General features: G+C 65.4%; 24 protein-coding genes and 2 pseudogenes. 10 read left to right on the forward strand and 16 right to left on the reverse strand.

The window, feature by feature from the left end:
• Positions 1 to 7: 7 nt before the first annotated feature.
• A complete protein-coding gene (locus C479_RS11930; RefSeq protein WP_049907275.1) occupies positions 8 to 379 on the reverse strand; it encodes a nascent polypeptide-associated complex protein in 372 nt (123 codons plus the stop codon).
• Between the two features lie 95 nt (positions 380 to 474).
• Positions 475 to 951: a PUA domain-containing protein gene (locus C479_RS11935; RefSeq protein WP_049907278.1), complete on the reverse strand. Its 477-nt coding sequence runs from the start codon at positions 949 to 951 to the stop codon at positions 475 to 477.
• Between the two features lie 172 nt (positions 952 to 1,123).
• Here C479_RS11935 and C479_RS16280 point away from each other — a divergent pair, with 172 nt between their 5' ends.
• The gene (locus tag C479_RS16280; protein ID WP_161607174.1) at positions 1,124 to 1,300 is read left to right on the forward strand and encodes a hypothetical protein; all 177 of its coding nucleotides are present in this window, start codon (positions 1,124 to 1,126) and stop codon (positions 1,298 to 1,300) included.
• A gap of 132 nt (positions 1,301 to 1,432) precedes the next feature.
• Here the strand turns inward: C479_RS16280 and C479_RS11940 are convergent, their stop codons facing one another.
• The 4 genes from C479_RS11940 to C479_RS11955 form a co-directional block, all read right to left on the reverse strand.
• Entirely contained in the window at positions 1,433 to 1,930 is a 498-nt protein-coding gene (locus tag C479_RS11940; RefSeq protein WP_007702826.1) for a LabA-like NYN domain-containing protein, read from the reverse strand.
• A gap of 75 nt (positions 1,931 to 2,005) precedes the next feature.
• Positions 2,006 to 2,980 carry a hypothetical protein gene (locus C479_RS11945; RefSeq protein WP_007702827.1) on the reverse strand — a complete coding sequence of 325 codons (975 nt, stop codon included), beginning with the start codon at positions 2,978 to 2,980 and terminating at the stop codon, positions 2,006 to 2,008.
• Positions 2,981 to 2,993: 13 nt separating this feature from the next.
• Positions 2,994 to 4,349 (reverse strand): outer membrane protein assembly factor BamB family protein, encoded by a 1,356-nt coding sequence (locus C479_RS11950; protein ID WP_007702828.1) that lies wholly within the window; start codon positions 4,347 to 4,349, stop codon positions 2,994 to 2,996.
• 150 nt (positions 4,350 to 4,499) lie between these two features.
• Positions 4,500 to 5,324 (reverse strand): M48 family metallopeptidase, encoded by an 825-nt coding sequence (locus tag C479_RS11955; RefSeq protein ID WP_007702830.1) that lies wholly within the window; start codon positions 5,322 to 5,324, stop codon positions 4,500 to 4,502.
• Between the two features lie 196 nt (positions 5,325 to 5,520).
• Between C479_RS11955 and C479_RS11960 the strand changes: the two genes are divergently transcribed.
• Positions 5,521 to 5,889: a hypothetical protein gene (locus C479_RS11960; protein WP_007702834.1), complete on the forward strand. Its 369-nt coding sequence runs from the start codon at positions 5,521 to 5,523 to the stop codon at positions 5,887 to 5,889.
• Here C479_RS11960 and C479_RS11965 read toward each other — a convergent pair.
• Both C479_RS11965 and C479_RS11970 read right to left on the reverse strand, forming a co-directional pair.
• The gene (locus C479_RS11965) at positions 5,886 to 6,470 is read right to left on the reverse strand and encodes a hypothetical protein (protein WP_241430189.1); all 585 of its coding nucleotides are present in this window, start codon (positions 6,468 to 6,470) and stop codon (positions 5,886 to 5,888) included. The two genes, C479_RS11960 and C479_RS11965, sit on opposite strands and share 4 nt — an antisense overlap.
• A gap of 343 nt (positions 6,471 to 6,813) precedes the next feature.
• On the reverse strand, positions 6,814 to 7,614 hold the full coding sequence (locus C479_RS11970) for a PspA/IM30 family protein (RefSeq protein WP_007702839.1): 801 nt from the start codon (positions 7,612 to 7,614) through the stop codon (positions 6,814 to 6,816).
• A gap of 135 nt (positions 7,615 to 7,749) precedes the next feature.
• Between C479_RS11970 and C479_RS11975 the strand changes: the two genes are divergently transcribed.
• Positions 7,750 to 8,373, forward strand: a complete 624-nt coding sequence (locus C479_RS11975) for an alpha/beta hydrolase (RefSeq protein WP_007702840.1) — start codon at positions 7,750 to 7,752, stop codon at positions 8,371 to 8,373.
• A gap of 59 nt (positions 8,374 to 8,432) precedes the next feature.
• On the opposite strand, the gene C479_RS11980 is transcribed toward C479_RS11975, so the two are convergent.
• From C479_RS11980 to C479_RS11990, 3 genes are all read right to left on the reverse strand, one after another.
• Complete coding sequence (locus C479_RS11980; protein ID WP_007702842.1) at positions 8,433 to 9,461, reverse strand: DUF5787 family protein; 1,029 nt, start codon at positions 9,459 to 9,461, stop codon at positions 8,433 to 8,435.
• A 61-nt stretch (positions 9,462 to 9,522) separates the two neighbouring features.
• Positions 9,523 to 10,260 carry a hypothetical protein gene (locus tag C479_RS11985; RefSeq protein WP_007702844.1) on the reverse strand — a complete coding sequence of 246 codons (738 nt, stop codon included), beginning with the start codon at positions 10,258 to 10,260 and terminating at the stop codon, positions 9,523 to 9,525.
• Between the two features lie 271 nt (positions 10,261 to 10,531).
• A complete protein-coding gene (locus C479_RS11990; protein WP_007702846.1) occupies positions 10,532 to 10,972 on the reverse strand; it encodes a bis(5'-nucleosyl)-tetraphosphatase in 441 nt (146 codons plus the stop codon).
• Between the two features lie 96 nt (positions 10,973 to 11,068).
• Between C479_RS11990 and C479_RS11995 the strand changes: the two genes are divergently transcribed.
• The 4 genes and pseudogenes from C479_RS11995 to C479_RS17100 all read left to right on the forward strand — a co-directional run.
• Complete coding sequence (locus C479_RS11995; RefSeq protein ID WP_007702848.1) at positions 11,069 to 11,392, forward strand: uS10/mL48 family ribosomal protein; 324 nt, start codon at positions 11,069 to 11,071, stop codon at positions 11,390 to 11,392.
• Between the two features lie 138 nt (positions 11,393 to 11,530).
• Positions 11,531 to 12,805 carry an amidohydrolase gene (locus tag C479_RS12000; protein WP_007702850.1) on the forward strand — a complete coding sequence of 425 codons (1,275 nt, stop codon included), beginning with the start codon at positions 11,531 to 11,533 and terminating at the stop codon, positions 12,803 to 12,805.
• A gap of 343 nt (positions 12,806 to 13,148) precedes the next feature.
• Positions 13,149 to 13,403: a hypothetical protein gene (locus tag C479_RS12005; RefSeq protein ID WP_007702852.1), complete on the forward strand. Its 255-nt coding sequence runs from the start codon at positions 13,149 to 13,151 to the stop codon at positions 13,401 to 13,403.
• A gap of 7 nt (positions 13,404 to 13,410) precedes the next feature.
• Positions 13,411 to 13,506 (forward strand): annotated as a pseudogene (locus C479_RS17100) (IS5/IS1182 family transposase); the annotation flags it as partial.
• A gap of 72 nt (positions 13,507 to 13,578) precedes the next feature.
• Here the strand turns inward: C479_RS17100 and C479_RS16640 are convergent.
• The 3 genes from C479_RS16640 to C479_RS12020 form a co-directional block, all read right to left on the reverse strand.
• Positions 13,579 to 14,010, reverse strand: a complete 432-nt coding sequence (locus C479_RS16640) for a hypothetical protein (RefSeq protein WP_007702855.1) — start codon at positions 14,008 to 14,010, stop codon at positions 13,579 to 13,581.
• A 156-nt stretch (positions 14,011 to 14,166) separates the two neighbouring features.
• Entirely contained in the window at positions 14,167 to 14,979 is an 813-nt protein-coding gene (locus C479_RS12015) for an aminoglycoside N(3)-acetyltransferase (protein ID WP_007702865.1), read from the reverse strand.
• A 309-nt stretch (positions 14,980 to 15,288) separates the two neighbouring features.
• Positions 15,289 to 16,698, reverse strand: a complete 1,410-nt coding sequence (locus C479_RS12020) for a geranylgeranyl reductase family protein (RefSeq protein ID WP_049907279.1) — start codon at positions 16,696 to 16,698, stop codon at positions 15,289 to 15,291.
• Positions 16,699 to 16,833: 135 nt separating this feature from the next.
• Here C479_RS12020 and C479_RS12025 point away from each other — a divergent pair, with 135 nt between their 5' ends.
• Positions 16,834 to 17,163: a 2Fe-2S iron-sulfur cluster-binding protein gene (locus C479_RS12025; protein WP_007702871.1), complete on the forward strand. Its 330-nt coding sequence runs from the start codon at positions 16,834 to 16,836 to the stop codon at positions 17,161 to 17,163.
• A 222-nt stretch (positions 17,164 to 17,385) separates the two neighbouring features.
• Here the strand turns inward: C479_RS12025 and ftsZ are convergent, their stop codons facing one another.
• Together ftsZ and C479_RS12035 are read right to left on the reverse strand one after the other, a co-directional pair.
• Entirely contained in the window at positions 17,386 to 18,642 is a 1,257-nt protein-coding gene (gene ftsZ / locus C479_RS12030; RefSeq protein WP_007702873.1) for a cell division protein FtsZ, read from the reverse strand.
• Positions 18,643 to 18,863: 221 nt separating this feature from the next.
• Entirely contained in the window at positions 18,864 to 20,234 is a 1,371-nt protein-coding gene (locus tag C479_RS12035) for a D-aminoacyl-tRNA deacylase (RefSeq protein ID WP_007702876.1), read from the reverse strand.
• A gap of 243 nt (positions 20,235 to 20,477) precedes the next feature.
• Between C479_RS12035 and C479_RS12040 the strand changes: the two genes are divergently transcribed.
• Together C479_RS12040 and C479_RS12045 are read left to right on the forward strand one after the other, a co-directional pair.
• A complete protein-coding gene (locus C479_RS12040; protein WP_007702877.1) occupies positions 20,478 to 21,353 on the forward strand; it encodes a shikimate dehydrogenase in 876 nt (291 codons plus the stop codon).
• A gap of 70 nt (positions 21,354 to 21,423) precedes the next feature.
• Positions 21,424 to 21,930 (forward strand): annotated as a pseudogene (locus C479_RS12045) (hypothetical protein); the annotation flags it as partial.

The following is a 21,930-nucleotide window of genomic DNA, read 5'->3' on the forward strand; positions in this document are numbered from 1 at the left end:
GTGAGGGTCACTCCAGCTGGGCGACGGCAGCCGCCAGATCGCCGTCGTTCGCTTCGAGGGCGTCGCGGGCCGCTTCCTCACTGGCGCCCGTCCGACTGGCGACGAGTTCGACGTCACCCTGATCGACCGACCCACCGGTCGCGTCCGATGTCTCATCGTCGCCGGCACCACGCGCTCGCTCTTCCGGTGTCCCGATGATCTGGTAGGTCTCTTGGCCCTGGGCGTCCATCTTCGTGACGTCAGGCGAACTGAAGACGAGTTCGTGCTCGTCCGTCCGGATGATCACTTCCTCGGCATCGAGCTCGTCCATGTCGATGCCCATCTGGTTCATCATCTGTTCCATCTTCCGCGGGTCAAGTCCGCCGCCTCCCCCGAACATACCCGGACCCTTGCTACGAGCGGGCAAAAGGCTGACGACCGGCGGCGAGTGTCGGTTGTGTACGCGCCGACCCACACGTCCCACCGACCGTCGACTCACTCAGCGGCGCCGACGCTCTCTCGAACCTTCACGGCCATCCCCGTCTCGAAGTCACGGATTCCCTCGGCCGACAGTTCCGCGCGGCCGACGGCCAGGAGGTCGCCGCGTTCGTGGGTGACGAGTACCTCGTCTCCGGGGCGAACCGCACCCCCGACGTCGCAGACGAACTTCGCGAAGACGTTCTTGCCGTCCCTGACGAACGGTTCGCTCTCGTCGTCGACGACGACCCGTCCGGCTGGCGAATCGAACGCGTCGGCGAGCCGTCGGCCACCTTCGATACCGAGCGTGTAGCGGCCGTCGGTGCCGAACGAGACCAGTCGCTCGTCGTCGACGTGAATCTGCTGGGGACGGCCGCCGCTCGTCCGCGTGATCGTCCGCGATTCGCCGGCGGGGAACAGCGCCTCGCCAGCACCCGCGCCGAACTGGTACGCGGCGATCTGTCTGAGCGTCGCCCGATCGACCGTGTCAGTCATCGGTGGAAGTTCTCGACGAAGCGTCGAAAACGTATCGACACGCCACACCGAAACCCGTTCCACCGTCATCGACGGCCGACCAATTTTCGATTCTCGGAACAACACCTGGGAATTATTTACCTATTCAAAATCAGTAGTGTTTTTACTGGGGTATGAACAAGTGCAGGCACGAATGGACGTCACGCAGGTCGCGCTCGGCACGATTCTCCTCGTCGCCGCCGGGCTCATCACCGTCGGACAATCGGTCGCCGGTTCGACGCCGGCACTCCACGCGATCGCCCTCCTCGGCGTCTGCCTGACCCTCGGTGCGGGGATCGTCGGCGAGATTCGGAACGAGCAACGCGAATGAGAATCTCGGAACGAGGACCGGTGAGCGAAGCGGACCGTGTGTGGGTGATTCGGAACCGCCAGTCGCGCTCGGTCTGAGCCGCGTCGATTCTGCGGTTTTTCTGCTGTCGTCAGCCACCGCTGCCGGCGCCGATCAGAGGAGGAATCGGTCGGTGTCGCCGTCTAGGTCGACGAACGAGTCGGTCGCCTCGATCAACTCTTCGGCGGTCGAGGACTCGAACGCCATCACTTCAGGGCGGACGCCCTCGTGTCTGAGATGTGAACACAGTCGCGAGAAGTCGCCGTCGCCGGTACAGAGGACGATGGTGTCGACGTGATTGGCCAGCGTGACGGCGTCGAGGCTCATCCCCACGTCCCAGTCGGCCTTCTTCGATCCGTCGGGAAACCGTTTGATGTCCTTGATCTTGGTTTCGAAGCCGATGTCCTCGAGTGCCTCGAAAAAGCTCTCTTCGTCGGGAGCGTCGGCGCGGATGACGTAGGAGATCGCCCGGGTGAGTTGGCGATCGTTCACCGCCGCGTCGAGCAGTTCGCCGTAGTCGATGTTGCGGCTGTGGAGACTCTGTGCGGAGTGGTAGAGGTTCTGCGCGTCGACGAGTACTGCCACCCGTTGTCCGGGGTGAACGTCAGTCATACTCGAAGGGTAACGGTTGGCGGTCAAATGGCTTGCGACGCGATTTGTGTGGTTCGGCCGTCGACTTCTCCTGATCTAACCGTTCGATGTCCCGATTCGCTGTCGGAACACGACGAACACCGCGACGGTGTAGACCGTCCCGACCACACTCGTGCTGAGGATCGTTCCGAGCACGATGCCGAGGTCTGGATCCGGTACGACGGTCGCCACCCCGGTCAGGACGTAGCCGGCGTACCCGAGCAGAAGGACGACGGCGACGATCGACGGGAGTCGGTCGGTCACCAGCGCCACGCTCTCACGCCCGGCCTGGATCGGGCCGTTCCCCACCAACACGATGTACGCGGGTGTCGTGAACAGGCCGATCGCGAACGGAACATCGAGGAACAACACGAGTAGTGCCGTGGTATCCCCGCCACCGACGCCGGCCCAGGGTGCGTACGCCGCCACGAGTAGTGATCCCTGAACGACGAGGACGTAGCTCACGAGTCGACCCACCCGACGCACGGGCGGGACGATCCCGTTCGTTCCATCGGCGATCGTCCAGAGTGCGATCGCTAAAGCGACCGCGGTTACGAGGGCGACTGCCAGGTCGAGCGCGACGAGGAATGCCAGAAACTGGGGCTTTAACCCCAGGAGCGCACCGGTCCCGTACTCGATTCCGGTCTGTCCGCTCGGCACGACCGAGACGGGGAGGTGGAGGTAGCCTCGCACGGGAAATGGCGATGGCGCGACCGCGATCGGACTTTCGAGCTTGGCGAGGGCGGTCCAGCCGCCGAGGAGGCCGATCGCCAGAAACGGAACGAACACGCGCGGCCGAGCACGCACCACGGCCAGGGTCGCGTGAACGAGCGATGCGTCGACGACGGAACCCATCCGACGATCGGTCGACGCACCTTCGTCAGTCGAACCGCCGTCGCGGTTCGACCCGCTCATCTGTCCTGATAAATCGTCGCCATGGTCCGCTCCGTTCGCCTGCCCGGCGGGATCGCCGTTGGTGGCCACTCCGCCGGTCGACCTCGTGTCGTCGTCGATCGCATCGTTTGGGGACATAGTCGTGATTCGATCACTCGAGCCCGTACAGTCCGACCGTCATCCCGAGGACGATCTGATCGTCGGTGACGACGGCCGGCGTCGAGGCGACCCGTTCGGTCTCACTACCGCCGGCCGTGTCGACCAGTTCGGTGAACGTCCACAGGTGCTCGCCGTTCGTTCGATCTAGCGCGTGGAGTCCGCCCCCGCCGGGAATCAGGAGACAGTCGCCGGCGATCGTCGGCGGCTGGACGGTCATCCCGAAGTCGAATCCAGGTGCGTCATCGAGTCGTTCTTCCCACCGTACCTCGCCGTCGTCGCGGCCGATGGCCGCGGCGGCGAACGCGTCCGTACTCGAGGAGTCGTCGACCGTCCCGAGGTGGTAGACGGTTTCGCCGTCGACGGCCACACCGTTGTGGAGGTGTCGCTCGAACGAACACGTCCAACCGGTGTCGCCCGTTTCGGCGTCGAACTCGAGCAACTGAGCCGCCTTCCCGTCGTCGGTCCTGGCGACGGCGTAGACGCTGCCGTCGCTGGCCGCGAGCGCGTTCCGTTCCGCCGGACGAGGATCGTCGCCGTCGTACTCGTGAGTCCACTTCGAGATTCCCTCCCGGACGTCGATACCGACGTGCAAGAGGTCGGCGACGTCGCGAACTGCGACCACGACCGTCTCGGTCGACTCGTCGACGACCAGCCCGAGGGGTTCGGAGACGTTCTCGACCGCGTTCCGGAGGTCGAACTGCCACCGGACACTGCCGTCGTTCGCGTCCACGGCCCAGGCAGTGTTCGAGAACGCGTTGACCCCGATCACGTTGTCACCGGAGACGACTGGCGCGGCTCCCCACGCGACTTCGCCGGAGCCGCCGCCGACCGGGCGCGCACCGGTCTCTGTTCCGTCGGTCCACCAGCGAGCGCGCCGCTCCCCGAGGCCGGAGACCTCGTCAGGCCAGCGTGCGGGGGCGACCGCGTACCCGCCCACGGTATCGCCGTAGGGAACGACCAGGACGCCGTCGTCGTACGCCTTCGTCGACCCGAACGCCATCGGGCCGCCGCGGCCGAAGCCGCCGTACGTCCCGACGTGGGGCCCGTCTCCAGTTACCGGATCGATGACGAAGAGCCCGTTCGCGTTCTGGCAGTAGGCAACCCCGTTCGCCACGATCGGCGGCAGCCAGTTCGAAGCACTGACCTGTCGATCCCAGGCGACCTCGACGCCGTCCCGCGGCAGCCGAGCGTCCGGAACGTGACGCGTCCGGCCCGCGCCGCGGCCGTACATCCGCCAGTCGGAGTCCCTTGGCGTTGGGGTCGCCTGGACGTCGAGGCAGCCGGCAGCCAGAATGGCGCCTGCTCCGGCGAGTACCGTCCGTCGACTCGGCGTCGGTCCGCGATCCATCGCAGTTACGACGCCATCAGGTCCGTCCGATAATAATGTGATTGGTTCGAAGTAACGTGGAGCGAGCCGTGCAAAGAAATCGCGTCGTCACGCCGAACCCGCTCGGCGAATTATCGCCGATCGTCGACACCCGAAGTCCCCTGGCCCCGTTTAGCTCCGCAGCTTCTCGATTCGCTTCTCCGTCGGCGGGTGCGTCGAGAACAATTGCTGGAGCAGGCTCCGGTCGGCGTTGAAGATACACAGCGCGGCGACGGTGTCGTTGGTCTGCTGTTCGCGACCCTCGGCGCCCGCCGAAATCTTCTGGAGCGCGCGAGCGAGCGGGGCACCGCTGCCGATCGCCTCCTTCGCGTCCTCGTCGGCCGCGTACTCTCGGTAGCGCGAGATGGCCATGACGAAGATCATCACGAGCATGTTGGCGATCTGTGAGGCGACCATCGCCAGGATCCAGCTTCCCATGTTCCGCTCGCCGCCGAAGAGCACGGCGAAGTACGCGACGTAGCCGACGAGCATCCCGATCGACTGGCCGACGACCATCGTGATGACGTCGCGATTCTTGATGTGGGCGAGCTCGTGGGCGATGACGCCTTCGAGTTCGTCGTCATCGAGGATCGCCATCAGTTCCTCCGAGACGACCACGACGCCGGCACCCTTGCGGCCGACGGCGAAGGCGTTGGGAACCCCCATCTGCTGTTTCATCAGCCGCACGTTCGAGAGACCCATGTCCTGTGCGAGCGAGTCCGTCATGTGGTGGACGTGCTGGTAACGGCCGTTCTCCGGCATGTCCTCGGCACCCCGTAGTGCCATCCACTTGCCGAGTTTATACTGGATTCCTGGAACGATCAGCAATCCGGCGCCCAGGATGAGCCACAGGTTGAACCCGGTCATCGCGGCGATGAACGTCGCGGACACCAGGTAGAACCCGAACAGGATGGCGCCGACGACCACCATCCGTACCTTCAATCCGAAGTCTGTCATGGGGATGGATTGGTCAGCCGGAGTCATAAGTTCAGCGGTATTGCGTGTGAAGAACACCCAGAGGAAACGCGGCCGATCGTGGACGGTTTGCCCGGACGATTCAGCGCCGTTCGTATCGGTGACCCTCGATACGTCGGTTGATTACACGTTCGAACAAGAAGGTTTTTGCGTGGGGTTGTGGACACCGAACGTAGCTGTGGGGAACGAAGAGCAGTTGGCGACCGACGACGAGGCAACGTCGACGCAGGACTCTGCTGACGAATCGAGGCCCGCCGACGAAGAGTGGTCGGTGCGATACCAGCGGCGGCTCAACGAACTCTATCGATCTGACCGCTTTCACGAACAGGTCGTCGGATTCTGGGCGAAGTTCGTCTACGAGTTCGCCGTCAAATCTGTCCCGGTCGGACTGGCCGTGCTCGCCGGCCTCCTGGCTCGCTGGCTGGGGCTCATCGGCTACGGCTACGCGAGTATTCTCTCGTGGGGCTGTGGCATCGCCGTCTCGATCACGTTCGTCGGCTGGTGTATGAGCGAGGGAAACCGATCGAAGCCACCGGAGCACTCCTAGAGGTGTGGCCGACGTCGGTTCCCGATCACGGGCATCGACTCGAACACCGTCCGCCTGACGTCGAGTGCCGACGCGAGCACGGTGACGACCCCGGCGAGGAGGATCGAACCGGGCGTCCAGTGGCCACGACGCAGGCCGACCAGGTCGAACACCGGGTAGTACGTCGCCGCGACCGCCGCGGCGTACGGAATGTCGCCGATCGCGTATGCCACGGCGAGGCCGGCCACCGTTCCGAGCACGACGAACACGGCCGCGAAGGCCACCGCGATCAAGAGGAGTGCAAAGAGGCTCCGCGAGGAGGCCACCTGTGTCTGGTCGGGATTGTACTCGCCCGCCCACACGTCACGGACGTAGAGGACGGCCATGTGAAAACTCAAACTCACGACGGTGATCCCGACGAGCGGCGTGGCCCGCGGATACACCCAGTTCAGCCCGAGAACGATCGCCGACCCGGTGAGGACGAAGAGCACGGCTGCCGAGACGAAGACCGTCGCGTAGGCTTTCCAGTACGCTCGCGCCGTCCCACCGAGTCCGCGATACGACGTGGGCATTCCGTCGGTTTGTGGTTTCGAGGCTGTCATCCTAACGTTTGTCCTGCTGGTAGACGCGCTCGTCGGGTCCCCCCGAACCGTCTCCCGTCGTCCGCGAGAATCACGAATACAGTGATAAATCTACCGATCACTCACGTGTAGATTTGTGGGAGAGAGACTGTCTCTGCCGTTTTTCGTTACTGATGGTTACTTGCCTTGGTTGGGCGGTGGCGCCCGTCGCCCACTGACACGTCAGGAGACGCTTCGGCCCGTTCAGAGACGCTTCGACCCGTTCGGCTCGGTGCGGGTGAACGTCGCCAGAGACGTACGTACTCTTCTCTCTCCCAGACTCTCACACCCACTCATCGCACAGTGACGCTCCGATAGAGCGGACCTACCCCTCTTCTTCCTGAATCTCGGACAGTTCTGCCTCCACGTCGGCGTCGACCTCCTCGGTCGTGGCGTCTGCCTCCGACGTCGATTCGTCGGCGGTCGACTCGCCACCGACATCCGACTTGAGCGTCTCCAGTTCGGCCTCGACACCGCTGTCGGTCGACAGCTGATCGAGTTCGCGATCGATCTGATCCTTGTCCGTCAGCACCTCGTCGAACGCGCCCGTCTCGCGGAGTTCGTCCATCGCCGCCGAGCGCGCCTCCATGTCCTGGGTCTGTTCCTCGGCGCGTTCGATCGCGCGACCGACGTCTTCGAACTCCTCGCCCGTCGCCGTCATTGCCTCGTTGACGGTCGAACTCGCCTCGGCGGCCGAGTAGCGGGCCTTCATCGTCTCTTTCTTCGTGCGGAACTCCTCGATGCGCGTCTGGAGGGTGTCCTTCTGCTCGACGAGCTGGTCCTGCTGGTTCTGCAGGTTCGAAATCTGGCGCTCGAGCTCCTCGATCTGGTTCATCTTGGCCTTCTTCTTCTCTAAGGCCTTGCGTGCCAGATCCTCGCGGTCCTGTTCGACCGCCGTGCGCGCCTGCTGGTTGTGCTTGTCGACGTTCTCCTCGAGCCGGCGCTTTTGCATCTCGAGGCGCTTTTTCTGCGTCGTCAGATCCGCGATCCCCCGCTTTACCTGCTGGAGTTGATCACGCATCTGCTCGTAGGAGTAATCGAGCGTATCGGTCGGATCCTCGGCCCGGTTGAGGATCGAGTTCACCTTCGATTTGATGATGTAGGATGTCCGAGAGAGGATGCCCATACTGGTATCTGTTGTTCCCGTTACTTAAAAACATCACACACGTTGTCCCGGCAAGCTGGCAGTTCTCGTGCGACTGCCGACTCCTTCGCCGCAGGATCGAACGGGTTCAAGGGCACCCGGCGACGACCGACGCGTATGGACGAGACTGACACCGGCGCGGAGACGGACGTCCTGATCCCCGGCGCGCGGGACGTTCGCGGCACGCTCGACGGCCCGGCCGATCCGGACGTTCTCGTCGTCGCGTGTCCGCCGCATCCACAGCATGGCGGTTCCCGAACGGACCGGCGACTGCGGGCCGTCGCCGACGCGCTGGCGGATCGCGACGTCGGTTGCCTCCGTATCGATTACGGCGACTGGGACGAGGGCTACGGTGAGCGCGAGGACGTGCGAAACGCCCTCCGCTGGGCGAGCGGCCGGGCAGAGACGGTCGCCTGTTTCGGCTTCAGTTTCGGCGCTTCGCAGGCGATCCTGGCGAGTGCATCCGTCGAGACGCCCGTCGCCTGCGTCTCCGCGCTGGCACCGGCCGCGACCATCGCCCCGGAACTCGACGTGCCGGACGCCGTTCGATCGCTCGACGAGCGGATCCCGCTGCAGGTCGTCTACGGCACTCGTGACGAGACCGCTGACTGGCAACCCGTTCGTGACGCCGCGGCTGACCGAGGTGCCGACCTCGTCGAGTGGTCGGCCGACCACTTCTTCGTCGGACAGGCGGCGGCCGTCGCGACCGACATCGCCGACTTCATCGACGCGAATACGTAGACCGTCGGTCACGTACCCAAACACGTGGGGCCTGGCCACTCTCCTCGTGGTCAGGAGCGCTATCGCCGTCGCTCCCGTCGATCGGCCAGAATCTGTTTTATACGCGCGCCTGGACCGCCCTCGATAGGCCACCCTCTGGTTCGCCACGTCGGCGGCTCCGGTTCGTAGGCCGGACAGCTGCCGGCACACTCCCGCGCGGTCGGCTGGTGCTCCTTCGCTCGACAGTACGGGAGTAGCTGCCCGTCGGTGCGCCCCTCGAAGTGGCGACAGTCGGGTCGCATCGTGTCGACGTACGACCGCCAGCCGCGTTCGTAGGCTCGCTCGGCGATTTCGAGCCGTCTCTCTCGTTTCTCGCTCGCTTCGACGTACTCGAACTGCGCCGCGGAGGCGTCGTGTGCGCCACCGTCGGGCCGATCGAGGATTCGTGTCCCCGGTCGATCGACCGCCAGCGTGCGCGGGTACCACGCAACGTCGGCGGTGAGCGCGGTCGAATCGACCTCGACGATCCCGGCTTCGACGGGGATGTCCTCGAAGAGTGCCGCCGAGACGCGGTCGTCGTCGGTTTCGATCGCGATCCAGACCTCGTCCGCGAGCCCCATCGCCACGTCCCGCTCTAGCTGGTCGGACAGCGCTCGGGCCGCGCTGGCGTCCAGATCCGGTTTGTTCTCGATGGCGACGATGCGTTCGACCCAGTCGGGGTACGAGAAGCGCCGGCGAATCTCGATTCGGTTGCCACGCCGGCGCGTCTCGAGAATCCCCCGGTCGTCGGCTCGATGGATCGATTCCCGGACGTACCGCCACGGATAGCCGGGGTCCGGCAGCGCCTCCCGGTAGTAGGCCCACTCGGCCGGCGCGTACCGCACGACGTCGAGGAGGTCGCCGTCCAGTCGCTCCGGGCCGAATGCTGCTCGCTCGCTGAGTTCGTCCGGATCGCACTCGATCACGATCGTATCCCAGCGCCTGCCGGCGGCCCCGAGCTGTCGGGCGACGATGACGGGGCCTGCTCGCTCACCGTCGGGTGGCCAGTGGCGCTCGGCCCATCGACAGACGCGCAACTCGAAGGCAAACTCGTTCGACGGCGTGCTCACACACGACGTTCGAACCGCACGGCGAAAGCCTTGCGGCTCGGCAGGCGGTCGGGTCGACCGGTTACAGCCACGAAACCGTCCGGTCTTCGAGCTCGTCGACGGCACGCGGATCGAGCACTCGATCCACCGCGTAGCCGTACCGCCGTGCGGAGACGGCGACTGCCAGGTAGACGACCGCCGGCAGGACGGCCAGGCCGAAGACGGTCACGATCAACATCAGCGTGGCCGCGCCGATGGCGAAGAGGGCGAGAATCGCTTGCAGCGTCGCGACGGCGTAATCGCGACTCGAGACGATCGCGACGAGTGCGCCGGTGCGAGACACACGTCGATCACCGGCCGGTGAGTCAGCGACTCTCAGGCGGCGCCCGCTCACGGCCAGGACCGCTGGTGTGAGGTACGCCCCGGTGAGGAAGACGACCGCGACGACCGTGGCGGCGGTCAACTCAGTAACCGCCGTGGCGATCGGGCTCACGTCGGCCCAGAGTGCGAGGGCGGCGAGTCCCGTCGGAACACCGACGAGTCCGATCACGACGGCGCCGCCGACCAGTACCGATGTCGCGAGTCCGCCGATATCGCCAACGGCCGGCAGCTCCGGGTCGACGACGGAGCCGAGGACGACGTGTCGCCCGTAGCCGATCAACAGGAGGAGACCGACCGTGCCGATCGGGACCGATAGCTGGTGATCGAAGATTGCCCAGATACCGATGGCCGCGACGAAGGGGAGGGCGAGAAACCAGCCGACTGTCGTCCGGTCGGCCCAGTCCTCGTCTAGCACGTCGGACACGGCGGCCTCTAGCATTCACGTCCGAAGAGGGACAACGGAAGTAAAGTCCTTACGAGGATGGCCGGCAGCCGTGGCGCTCGCCCGACGGCACGAGCCCAACTGTCGGTCGATGGTCGCACCAGGTACTCGCTCGATGGTTCGAACCGGGTAGTCACTCGGCAGCCGTCGCTCCGGATGGCGGGTCGAACGGGATCGCAGTTCGGCGTTCGCCGTCTGGGTGCCACGTGGGTCCGCTTTGCTGGGGGGTGGCGTTCTCCGTTGCGGGGTTTCGCTCTCCTTCGCGGGGTTACTGTTGCTGTTGGTCTTCCTCCAGCGTGTCGATGTGTTCGTGTGCTCGCTCCAGGATCTCGCGCGGCCCGTCCTGTGTGACGGTGTTGATCGCCTGCTCGTAATCGCGCCACTGGAGGTCGCGGTGTTCGTTCGACAGCTCGGCACTCGCCTCGAACGAGCGAGCGATGAACAGGTGGACCGTCTTGTGGATGGTGTTCCCGTTCGCCTCGAAGACGTAGCTGTAGTCCTCGCGGAAGCCGTCGAGTAGTCGAAAGTCTGCTATCCCTGCCTCTTCTTTAACTTCGCGGATCGCCGTCTGCTGTAGTTCTTCGTCTCCCTCGACGCCGCCCTTCGGAAACTCCCAGTCACCCGGGCGACTCTTGAGCAGAAGATACTCGCGCCGGCCCCGCGTGTCGCGGAAGAGGATCGCGCCTGCGCTCGTAGCTTCGACTGCCATTGCAGGCTGTACCGGCCGAGCCGTAATGAGAATATCGGACTGACGATCCCATCTCGGGAGGTTTTTAGGCTCCCCGCACGGACTAGGGCAGTATCTATGACCTTCGTTACGTGCCTCACGCTTCAGAGCGGCGACCGGGCCGCTCTCGACGGCGTGGTCGACGACATCAAACGCACAGCCGAGCGGAAAGGCGCCGCGCTGAAAGGACCACACACCCACCCACCGGATCACTTCTCGGTCCCACAGCATCAGCGTCTCCACGCCGACGACGACCGTCAGTCGACGCCCTGGTCCTACACCGTCTTCACTCGCGAACTCGAGATCCACGGCTACCAAGGGTTCGCCCGCGACGTTGCGGGCCGCTCGTTCCCCGATTCGGTCCACGTCGAGGTCGAGGTCGAACAGGTCCAGGGCGTCTGAGGAACCTGATTCCCTGCGGAACCTGACCACACGACCCGATCGCGCCGTTCGGCTGTCGATCGAACGTGCCGCCCTCGTTCACCACGCCCGTTCGCCGGAGCCGGCACGATTTTACGTCTCACCACCGACCACTCCAGTATGTCTTCGATCGATCCCGTGACCCTTCGTCGCGAGCTCCATCGCCATCCCGAACCCGCCTGGCGCGAGTTCGAGACGACGGCGCGCATCGTCGACCGACTCCAGCAACTCGACCTCGACGCCCTCTACGTCGGCCCCGACGCGATCGACGGCGAGAATCGCCTCGCCGTCCCGGACGACGCGGAGCTCGAACGATGGTACGACCGCGCCCGCGACGCCGGTGCCGATCCCGACGTCCTCGCCCAGCTCGAAGGCGGCTACACGGGTGCCGTCGCGGTGATCGAACGCGGCGAAGGGCCGACGATCGGCCTTCGCGTCGACATCGACGGGCTCCCGCGTGAGGAGTCCGCCGCCGACGATCACCTGCCCGCCGCGGAGGGCTTCCGCTCGGAGACCGGCGAGTCGATGCACGCCTGCGGCCACGACGCCCACGCCGCGATCGGAATCGGCGCCCTCGAAGCCGTGGCAGACGACGCGGACTTCCAGGGCACGCTCAAGGTCTTCTTCCAGCCCGCAGAGGAGGTCATCGGCGGCGGCAAGTCGATGGCCAAGAGCGAGCACATCCGGGACGTCGACTACCTCCTCGCGACGCACGTCGGGCTCGACCACCCCACTGGCACCGTCGTCGCCGGCATCGAGGACTTTCTCGCCGTGCGCCACCTCGAAGCGACGTTCACCGGCGAGCCCGCCCACGCCGGTGCCGAACCGGAAGCGGGCCGCAACGCCATGCAGGCGCTCGGCACCGCGATTCAGAACGCCTACGCGATCCCGCGCAACTCCGACGGGCCGACGCGGGTCAACATCGGCGTCGTCGAGGGCGGAACCGCCGCCAACATCGTCGCCGAGGAGATCAGCATCGTCGCCGAAGTCCGGGGCCAGACGACCGACCTCATGCGATACATGAGCGACAGCGTGGAGCGCGTCTTCGAGTCGGCCGCCGAGATGCACGACTGCGAGGTCGAGATCGAGATCGGCGCGGAGGCGCCGAGCGCCGCGAGTGACGACGAACTCCGCGAGATCGTCGGATCGGTCGCGGAAGGGGTCGACGGCGTCGACACGGTCGTCGACGCGGCCGGCCTCGGCGGCAGCGAGGACGCCACCTTCCTGATGAAGGAAGTCCAGGACAACGGCGGCCTCGCGGCCTACGTCGGTGTCGGCACCGACCACCCCGGCGGCCACCACACTGCCACCTTCGACGTGGACGAGCCGACGATCCAGCACGGCATCGACACGCTGGCGGGGGCGATCGTCGAGATTGCCGAAACCCAGCCGTAGCGGCCTAAGGGAAGCGTCACGCGGCGTTTGTTAGCTGGAGTTCTCTATTGTTTCCACAAATCAACCAGTAACTATATTATTCATTACGTCAATCATCCAGACGGAAGTCCCGTCCGTACGGGTACGAAAGTGCCCCGGGTGCTGAGACACCCGAGACGTGGCTTCCAAATCCTGTAGCAGGGATTTTGTCAGCCATGTTCCGAAAGACACTATCGAGACAAAAAGGTCTCGCACGCCCATTAGCTAGAGAGTCGTACCGCTATCCGTCGCAGAGTTTCGGTTTCGGGGATGGGGGGCCGAGTATCTTCGATGGGTCCGAGTCATCGGATCGGGAGGTACTCGGATGACATCCGTCGAGCGAACGAGCGACGGAACCGGCGAGTCGGCTCACGACCGGGAGTGCTACCGGTGTGATCGGGACGTGGCACCGGCGCGGCTCTTTCGGCTCGTCTCTGAGCCGCCGGCCGCGCTTTCGCACGACTACCAGACCGGGGAGCGGTTTTGCTGTCCGGATTGTGCGGCCGCGATGAACCTCTCGGAGTTCTCGGAGCGATTGAAAGCACGGGCTCGGCGAGGTGCTAACTCGTCAGATGGGTGACTGCATTCGGTTGGGTACATTCGTTCGCTCACGGCACTGGTGGGAACCGTTCCGTGCACTCGTTGTCGGCCGTCTCACTCACGATATCGACATGGCACTCTGAACGTAAGATATAGGGACGCACTTACCACCATTCCGCCAGTGAAGATAGGCAATAGCGCGAGAAATAATGTGGTTAGAGATCGCCACTACAGGTCGATTGTTGAAATTCAACGTATGTATGCTCTCTATCGTGGGTTTCACGTATTTCAGCGAAGAAGACGTCTGGAGTTTCGTCACTTTCATTGCACGTCACTCGGAATCCCCACTCCTCTGGTTCTCCGTCAGAGAGTGCCACGACAATATCAAAGGTTTCTCCGTTGGTGGCCTCTGTAAATTCTTCTTCTTGAATTGCCCGTGTCCCATCCCGCCGTTCCTCAATTTTGTAGGTCTCTTCTAGTACGCTATTCCCATCCTCATCGGTGATGGTGACGTCTACCTGATGAGTGTCTTCGGTAAAATTCAGTAGTTCAAAATCGATAGGGCCAGCTTCCTCAACTGAAAGGCACCCTGCACCCCACATCGCTGCCCCGGCACTAATCATTTTCAGAGCGGTTCGCCGGTCCATGTTAGGTTTTATCAAATATTTATTTAAATATCTTTCTCATGAACCATCAACTGTACTCAGTCGCACATCTACCTAACGGCTGTCCCACTACAGTTCATATCTAACTAATAAGGCTTCAACAGGGCCGTATAGTTGGAACTCACTCGGGATTGTCACTCACCGATTCGCTTCGAACCACTCGACCGCGAAGTCGACGAGGGTCGGTTGCGAGAGTAGCTTCGCGTCGCCGACACCGACGGTCCCGGACTCGAACGCCTCCGGGTGCTCGCGTTCGAACGCGTCGCCACACTCGGGGAAGTCCTCGTCCGTGAAGTCGATGTCGTCCCACTCGACCCACTCGCGCTCGCCGTCGACGAGGATTGCGGATTGCTGCGGCGCCGTCCCGAGATCGAGGTCGGCGCGGTACTCGGCGAGGTGGAGCGAGGTGTTCGTCGCGTGAGTCGTTCCGAGGAAGCAGACGTCGCCGTCGAGCTCGTAGACTCTGGCCAGCGGCGAGTTCTCGCCGAGTGATCGCTTCAGCGAGTGGCCGTCGGTCACGTACTCGGCGTCGGCACCCCACGCGGCGAAAGAGTGCTGTGGGTGGTCGCTTCGCACCACGCCGGGGTAGTTCCGGAAACACTCGGCGATGGCGCCCATGCCCTGCGTCGGCGTCGATTCGGGTCGGTAGGGCGGCATCGTCTCGCGGACCGTGTCGTACCACGACTCGGGCACCGGCGGATTTCCCATGTCGGCCGGGTTCATGTTTCCCGGCGAGTGCGTCGGCATCACGATCGTGCCGTCCGCGCCGACGACGCGCTGGAGGGCGTCGACGACGGCCTGCGGGCCGCCACAGACCCAGCCGAGTTTCGAGAGCGACCCGTGGACGAGTATCGTTTGGCCTGCCTGGACTCCCAGCTCTCGGAGGTCCGCCGCCATCGACTCGACCGTGATCGGCTCCGGCGAGCGATCTTCGGGGAGCGTCTCGTTCATGCGGTCGGCTCCCCCAGATCGGTGATAAGTTTGTTGGAACGAAACGATTGCGAATCGCGGGATGAGGACTACTGCGAGCGCCAGTAGAGCGTGGTGCTACGCGCCGCGGACGGCGAACGGCGTGGGGGAATGCGATGCACTCACCGCGAGCAGCCGCAGGCTGTGAGCGGGCCGACGACTGACCCGAAAGCGACGCGAAGCGTCGCTGTAGGGAAAGGGGGAGTGCTTTTGATCGACCTTTTGCCGAGGGACATCGCGCTCTGCGGCGAAGCCGCGAGCGCGACAGACCGCAGCGCAAAAGGTCGGTGCTTAATATTTCGGATCCGCGCCGGTCGTCTCGTAGACCGACTCCATCAGGCGGTCGCGTTCGGCCTGCCAGGTGTCGAAGCCGGCGGGTGAGCTGGGGTAGTCCTCGTAGTGGGAGAGCAGTTCGTCGGCGCGCTGTTTGGTCTTGTAGAGGTTCCAGACGGTGCCGTAGTGGCCGCGAGCTTTGAGGAGGGCCTTGATCTTCAGACCCCAGCCGAGGTTCGCGCTGCCGGAGTAGAGCGCCTCGGCGATCTGTTCGCCGGGCATGGCCGCGAGCAGGCCCATGAGTTCGTCGATGTCGACGGCGGTCGAGAGGATGTTGTAGACGTCGAGGGCGGCGTAGCGTGCACCGAAGTGGTCCATGACGCGCTCGTTGTACCGCCAGAGGACGTCCTCGTCGACGGTTCCCTGCTCCATCGCCTCGATCGCCTGCTCGGCAGCGTAGGTACCGGCGTAGGCGGCGCCGGCGATGCCGCCGCCGGTCGTCGGGTTGACGTGGCCTGCGGCGTCGCCGACGGCGACGAACCCGGGGTGGACCGCGGAGTCGTAGGGCCGACGGGTGGGGATCGCGGCGCCGAGTTTGTCTTCGACGCGAGCGCCCTGGAACTCGGCGCGGTTCCGGAGATCGCGTTTGAGGTCGTCGACGAGGTGCATCGGCTCCTCGGTCATCTGGAAGCCGAGGCCGGCGTTGATCTCGGTCTCGGTGCGCGGGAAGTACCAGAGGTAGCCCGCGGCGCGCTCGGTCGGTTTGAAGACGAGGGCGTCGGACCACTCGACGGGTTCGTCGACGTGGACGATCTCGCGGTAGGCCGAGCAGAACTGCGAGTAGGTGACGTTGGTGTCGAACGTCGAGTCGGCGAGGTCGGCCTTGTCCTGGAGGATCGACAGCGCGCCGGCGCCGTCGACGACGATCTCGGCGTCGTAGGTCCGGGGCGTCCCCTTCCGGATCGCGTCGACGCCCGTGACCGTGCCGTCGTCGGTCTGGCGGACGTCCTGCACGACGGTGTCGTAGTGGAAGGTTGCGCCGGCGTCGGCCGCGCCCTCGATGACCTTCCGGCCGTACGTCCAGCGATCGACGACGGCGAGCTCACCGGGGACGGGGATCTCGAGGACCGTGTCTTCCTGCGGGATCTCGAACCGGCCGTGGTCGACGCCGGTGTTCGTGAACGCCGGCTCGAGCTGCGATTTAGGAATTGCGTCGGGGAAGGTGTCGGCACCCTTCAGCGCGTCGCCGCAGGCGATGTGGCCCGCCTCTTCGGGCGACTTGCGTTCGATGATGACCACGTCATAGCCCGCGTCCGCGATCGTCGCCGCGGCGTAACAGCCGGCCGTGCCGGCGCCCACGACCACCGCGTCCCAGCTGTCCCGCCCGAGGTCGCCTGCGCCGACCCCGACGGCCTCCTGTGTACTCATACCGACCAGTCGTGAGCGCTGGTAGAAAACGTTTTTCGTGCGACTCGACGGGGTGATTCGCCGGATCGTCTGAACCGCCCCTCGAACGTCCACGACAAGCGAAGTATTTTGACGGCGTCCTTCGTAGCCGCCCGTATGACCGAGTACACCGTCGAGTTCGTGGGGACGGGCGAGACCATCACCTGTTCGGACAAAGAGACGATCTTAAGCCGCTGTCTCGAGGAGGGAATCGCCCAGGAGTACTCCTGTCGCGTCGGGATGTGTCTGGCATGTACGGCCGAGATCGTCGAGGGCGAGGTCACCCAGCCCGCCGCACGCGGATTCACCGAGGAAGAGGCCGAACAGTACGCGCTGACCTGTATGGCACGGCCGCAGTCAGACCTCAAACTGGAACGGGGCAAGTACCCGCCGAGTATCGAGGGCGACGCGACGAGCGGGGCCGGCGAGGCCTTCGGCGACGATTGAACCCGGTTCTGCCTGCAGTCGACGTCCGTTCTGGCGCTCCGCTCTCTGGACACCGGCTGGTGCCCAGTCAGTCGCCATTTCTTCGCCCAGTCTCGTCGTCATTCCTGCTCAACTCCGTCGATACCTCTCACCGAGCGGTCGCACAAACCGAGCAACACCGAACGGAGAAGAGACGAGAATCGTCAGGAGACGACGCAGATAGCGTTTGGATCGTCGACCGAGTTAGCCGACGAAGTCGATATCGTCGTCATCTTCGGCGTCGACGCCAGGCTGACCGCCGGCGTTCTGCCCGCCGGGGGTGCCCTGCCCACCCGCTGGTGGCTGGCCGCCGGCCTGTCCGCCGACGCCCTGGGGCTGGACGGCCTCGCCCTCCGGCCGACCATAGATCTGGGGCGACTGCACGCCGGTGACGACGATCATAGTGCGCATGCTGCCTTCCAGGGTCTCGTCGATCGAGGTCCCCCAGATGATGCGGGCATCGGGGTCGATGCGGTCGTAAATCTCCTCGACGACGCCTTCGGCTTCCTCGATGGACATGTCGTTGCCGCCGGTGACGTTGACCAGCGCGGAACTCGCACCGGAGATGTCGACGTCGAGCAGCGGCGAGCGGAGGGCGGTCTTGACGGAGTCCTCGGCCTTCGCCTCGGAGTCGGACTCGCCGAGGCCGATCATCGCGACGCCACCTTTCTCCATGACGGTGCGGACGTCGGCGAAGTCCAGGTTGACGAGGCCGGGCTTGGTGATGAGTTCCGTGATGCCCTTCACGGAGCGCATCAGGACTTCGTCGCTCACCTTGAACGCCTGGCGGACGGGGAGCTTGCCGACCGAATCGAGCAGGCGGTCGTTCGGCACGACGATGACGGTGTCGGAGACGTCGCGGAGACGCTCGAGGCCGGCCTCGGCGTTCGTCCGGCGAACTTCTCCTTCCGCGGTAAAGGGCGTCGTGACGATCGAGATCGTCAGTGCGCCAGATTCGCGGGCTGCCTTCGCGACGACCGGCGCGGAGCCGGTGCCCGTCCCGCCACCGAGTCCGGCGGTGACGAAGACCATGTCCGAGCCCTCGATCGCGTCGTAGATGTCCTCCTGGCTCTCCAGGGCAGCCTCCTCGCCGACCTGCGGAAGCGAGCCGGCGCCGCGGCCGGAGGTCTTCTGCTCACCCATGAGGATCTTGGTGTCGGCCTCGATCTCGACCAAGTGCTGGACGTCCGTGTTCGCGGCGACCAGTTTCGCGCCGTGGATCCCCTCTTCGTCCATCCGGTCGACTGTGTTGCCACCGGCCCCGCCACAGCCGACGACCGTGATGTCCGTCTGGAGGTCCTGCAGGACGTCCTTTAGCTCCTCGTCGGTCATCGTCCCCGACGCGTTCGACGACCCGGACGAGTTCGACGGCTGAGCGGGCTCGTCCGAGACGGGGTCGGCCCGCGCCTCGGGGTCACCCGATTCGGCCTCGTCGATGGCGTCTTCGACAATTGAATCCATTCTTGAAACGCCATTACGACCCCACCGTTATGATCGTTTCCCCACATCGTCATGCGGGCGTCAGACATCTGGTCATATCGAACTGGCAGTAGATTTTACGGCGGTCTCGGCAAACAGTTCCGGAAGTTTCGCGATGAGGCTCCCGTCCGATGACGGTCTCCGTCGGTTGGCAACCGGGGTCGACCGATCGACGACAGTGATCGACGGTCGGACGACGGTTCTCAACAGGGGAACTGCGTCGTTCTGCGTTCGTGAACCGCCTCGGGCTCGATCTGGTGACCGTCGACGGTCACGGACTCGCCCGACGCCAGCTTGCCGAACAGCGGCCCGTCGGGGACGCCGAGCTCGCGTGCCAGCGCCGGTTCGAAGGCGGTCTCGACGACTTCGACACCCGCATCGGTGACCGAGACGCGGTCGAATTCGGGGCGGATGACCTCGGCCACCACGTCGACGAGAGGCCGGGGGAGTCCACTGGCGGTCCGGTCGCCGTCGGTGTCGTTCGGTATCGCGGCCCGGTCCCCGAGCCGGCTGCCGCCGTTCGACGTTTCGACCGCAACTGCGTGGGCCGTGACGGTGTCCCACGTTCGATCAGGATCGACGCTTTCCGCCGTCGTGACGAGGTCGGTCGGCAGGGAGACGACCTCGAACGCCTCGGTCTCCCGGTCGCCGAACCGAACGCCGTCAGCGATCGGCCCCAGCGCACGTTCGACCGCGTCGACGAGCGACAGCGGCCGGTCGGCGACCTCGCGCACCCAGGCTTCGCTTTCGACACGATGGCCGAGTTCCTCGATCACGTCCCGGAGCTCGGGTTTGGTCCCCTCGACGACGGCGACGTCGGCATTGGTCGCCGCGAACGCACGCCGGACCACGGTTTCGACCGCGTTCCGGTCGTCGAGTTCGTCCAGCCCCCAGTCGGCCGCAATGTGGCCGACGGCCCACGGCGTCTCGCGGACGATGCGCTCGAATCGCGGGACGTAGTGGCCCCCGCCGAAGCCGACGAGCTGGCGCGGCCGCCCGGTCTCGGGGTCGGTCCGGTGCGGAGCAACGTTCCGAAGGTCGAGGATGGCACGTGCCACGGCTTCGGCGCCCTCGGGGTCGTCCCACTGCTCGTCGTCGCTGCCGAGTTCGGCGAAGAGCGAGGGACAGCCGACGGCGGTGGGGCCGTGGTGGGTACACTCCATCCCGACCTCGTAGCGATCCGGCGCGTACTGATCGGAGGCGTCGAGCAGTTCGGCGAGGGCGTTCGGTGCGGCGTCGGCGAACGCGTTCGGTTCGCCGCCGAACTCCGCGGGACCGACGTTACCCGTGAAGTGGGCCGTCAGGAGCGGTCCCGTCTCGCCGGAGTGGCGCGAGGCGAAGACGAGGAGGTCGGGGTCCTCGCTGAACGCCGCGGCCGGGTCGACGAGATCGAGGTGGAGCGCCTCGAACGAGCGCAGTTCGAACCCGTCCGTTCGATAGTACGTCCCGCCACCGTCGGCGTCGGGACGCGTTTCGTCCTCGCGAGCCTCCCACGCGACGAGGTCTCGCAGCTGGTCGCAGATGTGCACCGACGCACGGTCCGCGCGGCTCTCGACGATCGCGATCACGGGCACAGATGAGACCGCACGCGCCGAATACTCGTCGGTTCACCGGCGCGATTCGCGGTAGTGGTGGTCTGCGTCGGACGGCGCGGTCGTGATTCCGCGCGGAGCGACCGGGATGGACTTCTCCAATCCGACCTGTCCCGTGCGTCAGTGCTGATGGGGATGTCCGCAAACACGTCCAATTCCGCCTCCGACGGGCCCGACGCCTGTCGACACCGACCGTGTTAACTGCGACCCGGCCCCAGGCGTCGTATGGACGTCTACGGCCTGCTGGGAAACCCCGTCGGCCACTCGCTCTCGCCACCGATGCACGAGGCGGCGTACGAGGCCTGCGAGATGGACGCGACCTACGTCACGTTCGAACCCGACCGCGACGCGCTCGGCGACGCGATCCGGGGCGCTGGCTCCCTCGGAATTGCTGGGTTGAACGTCACGATTCCGTTCAAGGAGGGGGCGATCGATCACGTCGAGCCGGACGAGCTGGCGGCCCGTATCGGGGCTGTCAACACGATCGCGTTTCCCGAGCCCGACGCGGCGGGAGCTGACGACCGAGACGCGGTCGCCCGGCCGACCGGACACAACACCGACGCGGCCGGCGCCGTTCGGGCGCTTCGGGAGCGAGGGTTCGCAGATCGTGACGACTCGCTCGACGGTGCGACCGCGGTCGTCGTGGGAGCAGGCGGGGCCGGCCGGGCGATCGCCTTCGGCCTGGCGGAGGCGGGCGCCACCGTCCGCGTCGTGAATCGGACCGTCGAGCGAGCGACGTCGCTCGCGAGCGAGGTGCCCGACGCGTCGGGTCACGGCCTCGACGGTCTCCCAACGCTCCTCGCTGGCGCGACGGTCCTCGTCAACGCCACCAGCGTCGGGATGGAGTCGGACGAATCGATCGTCCCGACCGAGGCGCTTCACGAGGACCTCGTCGTGATGGACGCGGTCTACCGGCCGCGCGAGACGCGGTTGCTCCGCGACGCCACGGCCGCAGGAGCGACCGCCGTCGACGGTACCTGGATGCTCCTCTATCAGGGGGCGGCGGCGTTCGAACGCTGGACCGGCCGCGACGCACCGGTCGCGGCGATGGGGCAGGCACTGCGGTCCAGTTTCGAGGGAAACAGCGATCAGGAACGGTGATTCGTCGGGACGGGGCCGTCCGCTGCCGTAATCGAACGATTTTAGCGGGCGAACCGTTTATCGATTCCATATGGCACTCCTGGAGAAGCTAAAATCCCTGCTGGGTGTGGGGGAAAGCGGGTCGAAGCGTCGCGACCGCGACGGCGGCGTCACGGTCGACACTGGCTCGACCGACTCGCCGGCCCGATCCGGCCGCGAGGCACCGCCACCGATGAGCAGCCGCGATCGTGACGAACCGACCGATACGGGCACCGACGACGGTACTGCCGTCGACGCTACCGAGGACGCCGAATCCCCGGGCGACGATATCGCTGATACGTCCGACGGCGAAGCGGAGTCGGCTGCTGACGACACCGATACTGCATCGGACACCGAAGACGACGCTGCGCCCGAGGCGGACGACACGCCGTCCGACGACGAAGGCGACACTGACGCCGAGACGGACGAGACAGAATCGGTCGCCGCAACGATCGAAGAGGCTGAACCCGAAGCGGCCGACGACTCGTCGGACGAATCGGATGCGGTCGCCGCGACGGATGGAGACGTCGTCCTCGAACGAGACGAGGTTGTAGCCACA

Source organism: Halovivax asiaticus JCM 14624, assembly GCF_000337515.1.
In the GTDB taxonomy this organism is placed as follows: Archaea; Halobacteriota; Halobacteria; order Halobacteriales; family Natrialbaceae; genus Halovivax; species Halovivax asiaticus.

Coding starts and splice junctions, on each gene's coding strand:
- C479_RS12020 (WP_049907279.1), bottom strand. CDS start 16,698: ATGAGTACACAGGAGGCCGTCGGGGTCGGCGCAGGCGACCTCGGGCGG.
- C479_RS11935 (WP_049907278.1), bottom strand. CDS start 951: ATGACTGACACGGTCGATCGGGCGACGCTCAGACAGATCGCCGCGTAC.
- C479_RS11940 (WP_007702826.1), bottom strand. CDS start 1,930: ATGACTGACGTTCACCCCGGACAACGGGTGGCAGTACTCGTCGACGCG.
- C479_RS12015 (WP_007702865.1), bottom strand. CDS start 14,979: ATGAACGAGACGCTCCCCGAAGATCGCTCGCCGGAGCCGATCACGGTC.
- C479_RS11965 (WP_241430189.1), bottom strand. CDS start 6,470: ATGACAGCCTCGAAACCACAAACCGACGGAATGCCCACGTCGTATCGC.
- C479_RS16280 (WP_161607174.1), top strand. CDS start 1,124: ATGGACGTCACGCAGGTCGCGCTCGGCACGATTCTCCTCGTCGCCGCC.
- C479_RS16640 (WP_007702855.1), bottom strand. CDS start 14,010: ATGGACCGGCGAACCGCTCTGAAAATGATTAGTGCCGGGGCAGCGATG.
- C479_RS11970 (WP_007702839.1), bottom strand. CDS start 7,614: ATGGGCATCCTCTCTCGGACATCCTACATCATCAAATCGAAGGTGAAC.
- C479_RS12040 (WP_007702877.1), top strand. CDS start 20,478: ATGGACGTCTACGGCCTGCTGGGAAACCCCGTCGGCCACTCGCTCTCG.
- C479_RS12005 (WP_007702852.1), top strand. CDS start 13,149: ATGACATCCGTCGAGCGAACGAGCGACGGAACCGGCGAGTCGGCTCAC.
- C479_RS11930 (WP_049907275.1), bottom strand. CDS start 379: ATGTTCGGGGGAGGCGGCGGACTTGACCCGCGGAAGATGGAACAGATG.
- C479_RS11985 (WP_007702844.1), bottom strand. CDS start 10,260: ATGCTAGAGGCCGCCGTGTCCGACGTGCTAGACGAGGACTGGGCCGAC.
- C479_RS11950 (WP_007702828.1), bottom strand. CDS start 4,349: ATGGATCGCGGACCGACGCCGAGTCGACGGACGGTACTCGCCGGAGCA.
- C479_RS11955 (WP_007702830.1), bottom strand. CDS start 5,324: ATGACAGACTTCGGATTGAAGGTACGGATGGTGGTCGTCGGCGCCATC.
- C479_RS11995 (WP_007702848.1), top strand. CDS start 11,069: ATGACCTTCGTTACGTGCCTCACGCTTCAGAGCGGCGACCGGGCCGCT.
- ftsZ (WP_007702873.1), bottom strand. CDS start 18,642: ATGGATTCAATTGTCGAAGACGCCATCGACGAGGCCGAATCGGGTGAC.
- C479_RS11975 (WP_007702840.1), top strand. CDS start 7,750: ATGGACGAGACTGACACCGGCGCGGAGACGGACGTCCTGATCCCCGGC.
- C479_RS11945 (WP_007702827.1), bottom strand. CDS start 2,980: ATGTCCCCAAACGATGCGATCGACGACGACACGAGGTCGACCGGCGGA.
- C479_RS12000 (WP_007702850.1), top strand. CDS start 11,531: ATGTCTTCGATCGATCCCGTGACCCTTCGTCGCGAGCTCCATCGCCAT.
- C479_RS11990 (WP_007702846.1), bottom strand. CDS start 10,972: ATGGCAGTCGAAGCTACGAGCGCAGGCGCGATCCTCTTCCGCGACACG.
- C479_RS12025 (WP_007702871.1), top strand. CDS start 16,834: ATGACCGAGTACACCGTCGAGTTCGTGGGGACGGGCGAGACCATCACC.